The organism is Sulfitobacter sp., from assembly GCF_036961165.1.
In the GTDB taxonomy this organism is placed as follows: domain Bacteria; phylum Pseudomonadota; class Alphaproteobacteria; order Rhodobacterales; family Rhodobacteraceae; genus Sulfitobacter.
The window spans coordinates 1-7,929 of record NZ_JBALVJ010000114.1 but is presented as its reverse complement, the minus strand read 5'-3'; the positions used below and the strand labels follow the sequence as shown (position 1 = coordinate 7,929).

Here is a 7,929-nt window from a genome sequence, read left to right as displayed (position 1 = left end):
CCACCTGGAAGTTAGAGAAAAGTAGAGCAGCGGACAACAACCCTGACAGAGGGGGTTGCCCGCTTAATGAACGACCGTCCCCGCAAGACCCTGGGATGGAACACACCTGCCGAGGCCATGGCCGAGGAACTCGCGGCCATCAAAACAACTGTCGCGCTTCAAATTTGAATCCAAGCCGTCTTTAGCAGTATCGGAGCCAAGAAAGGGCCCCAGGACCAATTCCGAACTGTATTTCCAGGCGAAGTGGAGCTCTTCCTTAGGGTGACCAAAGACAACATCGCCGGTCTGGAAAGCTCTGTTCGCAACAACTACCTGAACTTTGAACATGCCGCTGTAAGTGTGTCTTTTTATCCAAAGTCCAAGACCGATATTGTTACCGTCAATCCGGGCCTGATCGTTCTGGAGTTTAATGGAGTTACCCATTCCCCTTATCGATGGCCAAAGAATGCACCCAGTGGCCTCATACGATACAAGTATGAGCAGATGCAGCCATTCGAGCTCGAACGCGAAGGTTGGGCACGGTACGCTTCAAGACAACTCTTCTACCGCCTAAAAACAAGACAGCTCGAGAACGCCCGTGTGATCCTCAGATCCGGAGCCATAAAGGTCAACCGTCGACCTGTGCCAGCGGCTTCTTTCAGGTTCAGATATGTGACGAAAGACCTGACATATGTCAGGTACTGAACCTCACGGAGCGTCACATCGCCGCTCCATTCGACTGAGCTAGTCGACGTTCTCTTCTGAGCACGATCTGGAATTTCGCTTCAGGTGGTCCTTTGCCGCACCCGCGAAGGACGCGATCTCAATCCAACCGTTCTGCGCTCGAAGCTGCCGTTGATCTTATGGACAGGTCAAGCCCCATTCAGAGCTGTGGCTCAACCAACTCTTCTTTTCGTAGATAATGGAGTTCTTATTGTTCTGTATCATCACGTGAGAAATGGGTGGGGTCGCAGCTACAGCCTAAGGCAATCGCCTCATGGCATCTGCAAAACTACGTTGCGCCCGCCTTTGGTGTAGCGCAATTCGGAAGTGCTGATGGCCGCGACACGGCCGCCGTCGATGCGGTCTCCGACTTTGACCTTTTGGTAGCGGCCGTTTGACAGACGCACAAGCGCGCGGCGGCTGGAGGGTTTGCCGTACACACCGATCAGGTTGACTTTGCGCAGGTTGATCGCATTTTTAACGGTCGCGCTGCGCGCTACGGATGTTTTTGACGGAATCGAGGGCGCCACGGTGCGTGGTGCGACCGCTGCTGCGGCAGCAACGCGAGTTTCGGTTGCGGCAGGTGTGGCGCGCTGAGCCCGCTTGACGATACGGTCAAAGTTGCGCGGCCGTGTGTCGGGGCGCCTTGACTGGCTCGTGGCAAAGCGTGTTGCGCTTTTTAGGGGGGATACTGCTGCGACAGTTGTTGGCTGTGGCAGGGCAAGGGCTGCAGCTGCTGCGGCAGAGGCTTCAAGACGTGCTTCCTCGGCGGCTAATTTTGCTTCTTCGGCTTGCCGCGCGCGATCCTGGAGCGAACGGGGACGTAGAGACGGACGGAAACTGGCAAGCTCAATGCGGGTTACACCACCAAGTTGCGCACGCTCGGTCCGCTCTGCTAGGCCCAAGGGGCGGTTCTTGGGGCGGAATTCCAAAAGAGGGGACGCTACGGCGGCGACGGCGGCAACGACAGGCTCTGCTTCTGATCTGGATATAGCCGCCGGAGGTTTGCGTGGTGGGCTTGAGGCGATCAAGGTGTATCCGCCCGGCGCAACAACGCCCTCCGGCGTCGGTGTGATCAATCCGGCCGCGTTCATGCTTGTGCGTTGGCCAAATGGCGGTGGCGATACAAGAGCTGCTATTTGAACATCAGTATCAAACAGGGCCAGCGCGGGCAGAGCCAGGGCATCGCTTGCCGTGCTGACCGGATCAACGCTGCTGTAATAAATTGATTCAACAACAGTGTCCGGCTGGTTCAAGGGGGTCGTCGGCGCCAGTGGCCAAATCCCCGAGACGGCATAACGTGCGGCGGCTTCCTGTTCCGTGATCACGGGTCGCTGTGGTTCGGGGCGCGCATCCTGTATCGCGTCGAGGACGGCTGTGTCCTCGGCTGAGAGGACGGGGTCAAGAGCAGCAACCTGCACGTCTTCACCTGCAGGGGGGGAGCCGTTGTCCAGCCCGTCCGGTGTGCGGATGATTTCGGGATCGATTTGGTTCTCCGGTGCTGAAGCGGCGGTGCGCCGTTCATCGCTTTTGATCAAACCGGCAAGGCCGTCATCAAGGAATACCGCCGCCCAAGCCGCGACACCGGCAAGGAACACCAGCAAGATCACGGTCATGATCAGCCCCAGAAAACGCGGCTTGCCGCCAACTTGATCACTGCGCGCACCAAAAACCGTCATACGTTCGGCTTCGCTACCGGTCTGCGGCACTGCCGCGGCGGGTGCAGGCACAGGTGTCGCAGCGATCTTGCGGCGGCTCAGGAAGCTCGTCTTGGCTGGCTTTGGTTCGGGCCTGTCTGCGACGGCCGCTGGCTTGGTCAGTGAACTGCTGTCAGGTTTTGGCGTCGACACCACAATTCGCTGCGCACCACCAAGAGGCTTCGCTGCGCCCGTGCGACGGCTGGAAAATCCGGTCGCTTCACCTGCTGGGGCCTTTGGCGCAATATCGAAGGATGTCTTGCTTGGTTTGGTCGCCGGCGTAGCGACTACAGGTGCTGTCACAGCAACTTTTTCCGGATCGCTGGCTTTTGCCGGAGCAGTAATTGCGGGCGCCGCTGAGGTCGTAGCTGTTGGCGTCTCCTTCGGCACTGGATCGACAGCTGGGGCCGGGTTTTTCGGTTTTGAGGCTGCCTGAGATGGTAATGCGGGCTGGGGCGCAGACTTGACCATGGGTGCAACAACTGGCGGAGTTTCCGCTTTGAGTGCTGGTTTCGCAACCGGCTCAGCAGTTGCCGCGTCGACAAGCTTGGGCAAAGGATTAGCCGCTGGTGCCTCTGATTTCGACGCTACCACCGGCTCAGATTTCTTCACAGGTGTCGGCGCGTGCTTGGGTTCCGGCTTCAGTTCTAGCTCCGGCTGCGCCTTAGGCTCGGTTAACGCTGTTTCGGTGGCCTGCTCTGCTTTGAACTTATCGGACGCAGGTTCAGCAGGCTCTGCGGCTTCTGCTGTTAGTGTCTCAGGCTCTGATGTTGGTGCCACGGCACCTACAACGACAACAGCAATGCCATCCGGCTCGACCTCGTCGCCGGGCTCAAGAAGCGCGTCAGCGCCTTCGGTGACTCCGAAAAACGGCTCTCCGAGGTAAGGAGCGTCATCGGGGACTGCGACAAAGCTGACGGGGTGAAAGCGATGCTCGGTCGCGAAAGCTTCGGCCTCGGCCAAGGTTTCACGAGCAACGGCAGCCACATGGGTCTTTGCGCCATCCAGACTCATGTCATAGGCCAAATCGGCAACGTCGTAAGGCGTCGCGTTCTCCAGCGCCGCTTCAGTCTCTTTGCGGCGCGCGGCGTCGGACAAGCCGATAGTCTCGATCGTTAGATACTTAATCTGGCTGGACGGAATGATCAGTTTGGACCGCACGCCTCCGGGTTCAAGGCTGGCAGCTGTTTTGCGCAGCATTGCAAGCTCACCTGCAAGATCTTCAGCGGCTACAGCGACTTCGCCGACCTCACGCCAGCCGCCCGCAGCGCGGTGCAACAGCTTGATGCCTTCGAAGGACAGGGAAAGAGCAAAATTAGGCTTCATGCGCTGCCTTTACCATGGGTCTGATTAACCAACAACTTATGATCAGCACATGATACCGCAGGCGGAGGCGCAAGAAAAGGTCCGCAAGCGGATTTCAGCAGGGCAGGCGGGTATCCCCTGCGCCGGCGATCTGCGGCGCGGGGGCGTTTGGGTTTAAGCGGTCGCTTGTGTCAGCGCCTGATCCAGATCGGCGATCAGGTCATTGGCGTCTTCAGTGCCGATGGATACGCGTACAACACTTGCGCCAGCGCCTGCGGCTTCTTGCTGCTCTGGCGTCAGCTGACGGTGCGTGGTTGAGGCTGAGTGGATGATCAGCGAGCGTGTATCGCCCAAGTTTGCCACGTGGCTGAATACTTCGAGCGAGTTCACCAGCTTGACGCAGGCGTCATAGCCGCCTTTGACGGCGAAGGTGAACAGGCCACCAGCACCCTTCGGGCAGACCTTTTTGCTACGCTCATAGTAGGGCGATGATTCGAGACCGGCGTATGTGACGTAATCAATCCGGTCATCCGCTTCGAGCCATGCTGCGATCTTCTGCGCGTTGGCCACGTGGCGGTCCATACGCAGGCTCAGGGTTTCAGTGCCCATAAGCGTGTAATGTGCTGCTTGGGGGTTCATCGTCATGCCAAGATCACGCAGGCCGATGGCGATGCCGTGGAATGTATAGGCCAAATTGCCGAAGGTCTCGTGGAACTTCAGGCCGTGGTAGGCAGGCTCTGGCGCGCTGAGCGAGGGGAACTTGTCTGTTGTGGACCAATCAAAGTTGCCGCTGTCCACAACGCAGCCGCCGGTCACGGTGCCGTTGCCAGTGAGGTATTTGGTGGTGGAGTGCACAACCAGCGTCGCGCCAAGCTCAATCGGGCGGCACAGGTACGGCGTGGCCGTTGTGTTATCAATGATCAGCGGGATTTGTGCTGCATCGGTGATGTCGGCAATCGCGCGGACGTCCATTATATAGCCGCCTGGGTTGGCGATCACTTCGCCGAATACAGCGCGAGTGTTGTCATCAATCGCAGCTTTGACGGCATCAAGATCGTCAAAATCGACGAATTTACACTCCCAGCCGAAACGCTTGATGGTGTGGCTGAACTGCGTGACCGTACCGCCATAAAGACGTGTAGAGGCCACGATGTTTTTGCCCGGGCTCATCAACGGGAATAGCGCCATGATCTGGGCTGCGTGACCGGAGGAACAGCACACCGCGCCTACGCCGCCCTCAAGCGTGGCAATGCGTTCTTGCAGAACGGCCACTGTGGGGTTGGTCAGGCGTGAATAGATGAAACCGACTTCTTGCAGATTAAACAGCGCCGCTGCGTGATCCGCGTCGCGGAAGACATAGGCTGTGGTCTGGTAGATAGGGGTCTGGCGGGCGCCGGTGGCGGGATCGGGGCGCGCGCCTGCATGAATTTGCAGTGTATCAAAACCGTGTGTCATCGGTGTCTCCTTGTGGGTTTCACGCTTAGGGTTACGGGATTGCCTGTGCCCGGACAAGAGAGAGCACCTTTTTAAGGGAAACTGTTTCGTCTCAAGGGCAGGGCGCGGAACATGCGTTCGGCAGCGACAAAAGGGTGAGGTCCGATTCATACATCATGTGTATGTTGACAAAGTTGGCTTGATAACATACACAACAAGTATGTACCGAGGCAGGAGACCCCGAAAATGACCAAGATTGAAAAAATCAAAGCCGACAAAGCCACAAAGGCAGTGAAGTCCGTCAAAGCGACAAAAGCAGCCACCAAAGTGTCAGGCCGCGCGCGTCGTCTCGAGAAGATCGAGAAAGCGTCCACTGTTACCTTCACGCTTGAACTGCCAGTTCGTAAATTTATGGATGCGCAGGCCAAAGCCGCCGGCATGAATATGACCCACTACATGCAGAAACTGGTTGAAACTCATGTGATCGAAGCCGGTGCCGCCGATGAACCTCTTGCGGTTCGCCTCGCAGCCAAGCGCAAAGTGCTGGATCAGGTTGTCGCGCTTGCGACCAAACTGAATGCTGCCGACAAATTTGACGAGAATTTCATTCTGACAGTCGTCAGCGAAGCCGGCAAAGACGCTGATTTTAAAAAGCAATACGAACTGGCTCTGGGTGTTGAGGCCAGCGAAGGCGAAGCGAAAGTCAAACGCGCTCGTGTCTCGTTGAACCAGCAGATCGGCCGGATGATCAAGAAATCCGTAGGCGCGCGTTCAAAGCGTAACCCGCAGGGCCAGATTGCCCGCGGTCAGGCAATCGACACATTTGTCGCGACCTACACACTGCTTGAAAAACCAGCGGCTGCCACCGCAGCCTAACTATATACCTCCAAAAAATTATATCCTTCTCAACGAAAAAAGGCCGGCAAATGTCGGCTTTTTCTTGTTTTGGTGCTTGTTTTGGTGAAGGTCATGAGACATGGGCCTGTCGCGCTAGCGCATCCAGTAGCCGTTTGATTTGAGGTGGTTGCGGATGGCCTGTTCCTTGCGGGGCAGGTTGGCGCGGTCAAACAGTGCGCGGGCTTTGGTGCCGCGTCCCTGATAGATCATCCGTTTGATTGGATCGTATGTCTTGAGCACTTTCTTGATCTTGTTGGGGGACGTGACGTCCTCCAGTACCGCAACCGCGCGGTCGCTTTCACGCGCATAAAGCAGCGGCAAGAGCCTGTAGTGGCAGCTGATTGTGCCATCGAGAAGACCTTGGGGTAGGGCATCACGATCGCCCCCTAAGGAATGGATTACCAGCGGCAAGGCCACCTGATCCAGCCAAGGATCGAAGCTTTGAGCGCAAAGTTCAACCGGGGGGGTGTCGCGGATGGCCAGCGCATATTCCAGGAAACGTTCGCCAAACAGATGCGGGCATTTGTAATAGAAGAAGCCGGCGTTGAAGTAGAGATAGCGGCGCCAGTATTCGTCGGGTTGGCTCATATCCAGCGAGCTTTCGAAATCCAGCCCTAATTTATCATAGAGCGATTTCCACAAGCCAGTATAGCCCGGACCGTATAGCTGCGGTTGCGGCCATGTGCCCTCGCGCCGCAAAGAGGCGCTGGGGCGGTCGAAATCAAACGGGACCGACATAAGATCGCCGGTGATGAGCGTGTCGGTATCGAAAAAGGCAAACGGCTCACCTTTTGGCAGGGCGCGCAACATTTCGATCTTGTTGCCGAAGGGATAGACCTCACCAAAGTGCGTGTTCTCAAAGGGAATGATCTCTGCGCCCATCTCGGTCAGGGCGTCACGCACTGGCTGATTGCGGATAGAGGGATCTTTGCTCCAGAGCGGCCCGTTCTGCGGCTCAGCGACAAGGATGCGGCCTTTGAAATTTGGGCTCATGGCGCGTAGGGATGCGACAAAGATCAACGCTTCGTACGCGAGCCGCCCTTGTTGGCCTACGATAACCAAGTTGAAGAATTGTTTCGCCGCTGCTGTGCCTGTCATAGTCTGCCCCCGACTGCCCCGCGTTTTGCGCGATACGCTTTTTTGAGTCAGTATAGGGAGCGTGCCGCCTTTTGAAAGAATACATTTTTAGCTTATCAAAGCTTGGAGAACTGCATGTTTGACTTGATCTTCGCCTTGATGGCGTTCGCTGCTGCTGCAAACCCGCCCGCACAGGGATCAGCTGAAGCTCCGTCAACCGGTGCGGCCAGTGTTGTGATCGGCTCTGGTGTCCAAATCGGATCAAATACCGTCATCGAAGGGCTGGTGGCGGAGCCGCAAACCCCGTCAGGCAAGTTCACGACGGCGACGGAGGTGAAGCCGATCTTGACCGCGACGAAGGCAAACTGGATCGCGGTACGCGATTATGGCGGCAATGATCTTCTTTATGTAACCCATTTGTGGAGCTGGCGCTGCGGGTTGGCTGCGATATCTATTTCGGTGAATGACGGCCCGCTTGAAAACCTGCCGCTGCCTGATTGCCATACTGAATATGCGACCCCGAACGCAATATTGGAGCAGGACGGATTGCCGTATCTCACCTACCCGCAGAATAGCATTAACACCATCTCGGTACGCGTAACCTATGATGATCTGTCTCGTGACACCGCATCACTTGCACGCGGTGATGTCCTTATTCCATGAGTGAAGCGTTGATTTTTATTTCTCTTGCTGCTGAAAAACGACGGTCAACAAAGGGTAATAATTGCGCTGATTGTTGCTTTGATCGAAACGATAAAACGGATGTCAACGCCGGACTAAAACTGCACCAATCGCCGGAGAGAAAGTGCGCCACTTG

At 56.8% G+C, this 7,929-nt stretch carries 5 protein-coding genes and 1 pseudogene; 3 read left to right on the top strand and 3 right to left on the bottom strand.

Annotated features, from left to right (window positions below; all coding sequences use genetic code 11):
* Positions 1-54: 54 nt before the first annotated feature.
* Positions 55-168, top strand: a pseudogene (locus tag V7730_RS22795) (IS30 family transposase); the annotation flags it as partial.
* 806 nt (positions 169-974) lie between these two features.
* Here the strand turns inward: V7730_RS22795 and V7730_RS21195 are convergent.
* The gene (locus tag V7730_RS21195) at positions 975-3,725 is read right to left on the bottom strand and encodes a hypothetical protein (RefSeq protein WP_335749547.1); all 2,751 of its coding nucleotides are present in this window, start codon (positions 3,723-3,725) and stop codon (positions 975-977) included.
* Positions 3,726-3,878: 153 nt separating this feature from the next.
* A complete protein-coding gene (locus tag V7730_RS21190) occupies positions 3,879-5,159 on the bottom strand; it encodes an O-acetylhomoserine aminocarboxypropyltransferase/cysteine synthase family protein (protein WP_335749546.1) in 1,281 nt (426 codons plus the stop codon).
* Positions 5,160-5,384: 225 nt separating this feature from the next.
* Between V7730_RS21190 and V7730_RS21185 the strand changes: the two genes are divergently transcribed.
* Entirely contained in the window at positions 5,385-6,014 is a 630-nt protein-coding gene (locus tag V7730_RS21185; protein ID WP_335749545.1) for a hypothetical protein, read from the top strand.
* A 114-nt stretch (positions 6,015-6,128) separates the two neighbouring features.
* Here the strand turns inward: V7730_RS21185 and V7730_RS21180 are convergent, their stop codons facing one another.
* The gene (locus V7730_RS21180) at positions 6,129-7,133 is read right to left on the bottom strand and encodes a hypothetical protein (protein WP_335749544.1); all 1,005 of its coding nucleotides are present in this window, start codon (positions 7,131-7,133) and stop codon (positions 6,129-6,131) included.
* Positions 7,134-7,247: 114 nt separating this feature from the next.
* Here V7730_RS21180 and V7730_RS21175 point away from each other — a divergent pair, with 114 nt between their 5' ends.
* Entirely contained in the window at positions 7,248-7,775 is a 528-nt protein-coding gene (locus V7730_RS21175) for a hypothetical protein (protein ID WP_335749543.1), read from the top strand.
* Positions 7,776-7,929: the final 154 nt, after the last annotated feature.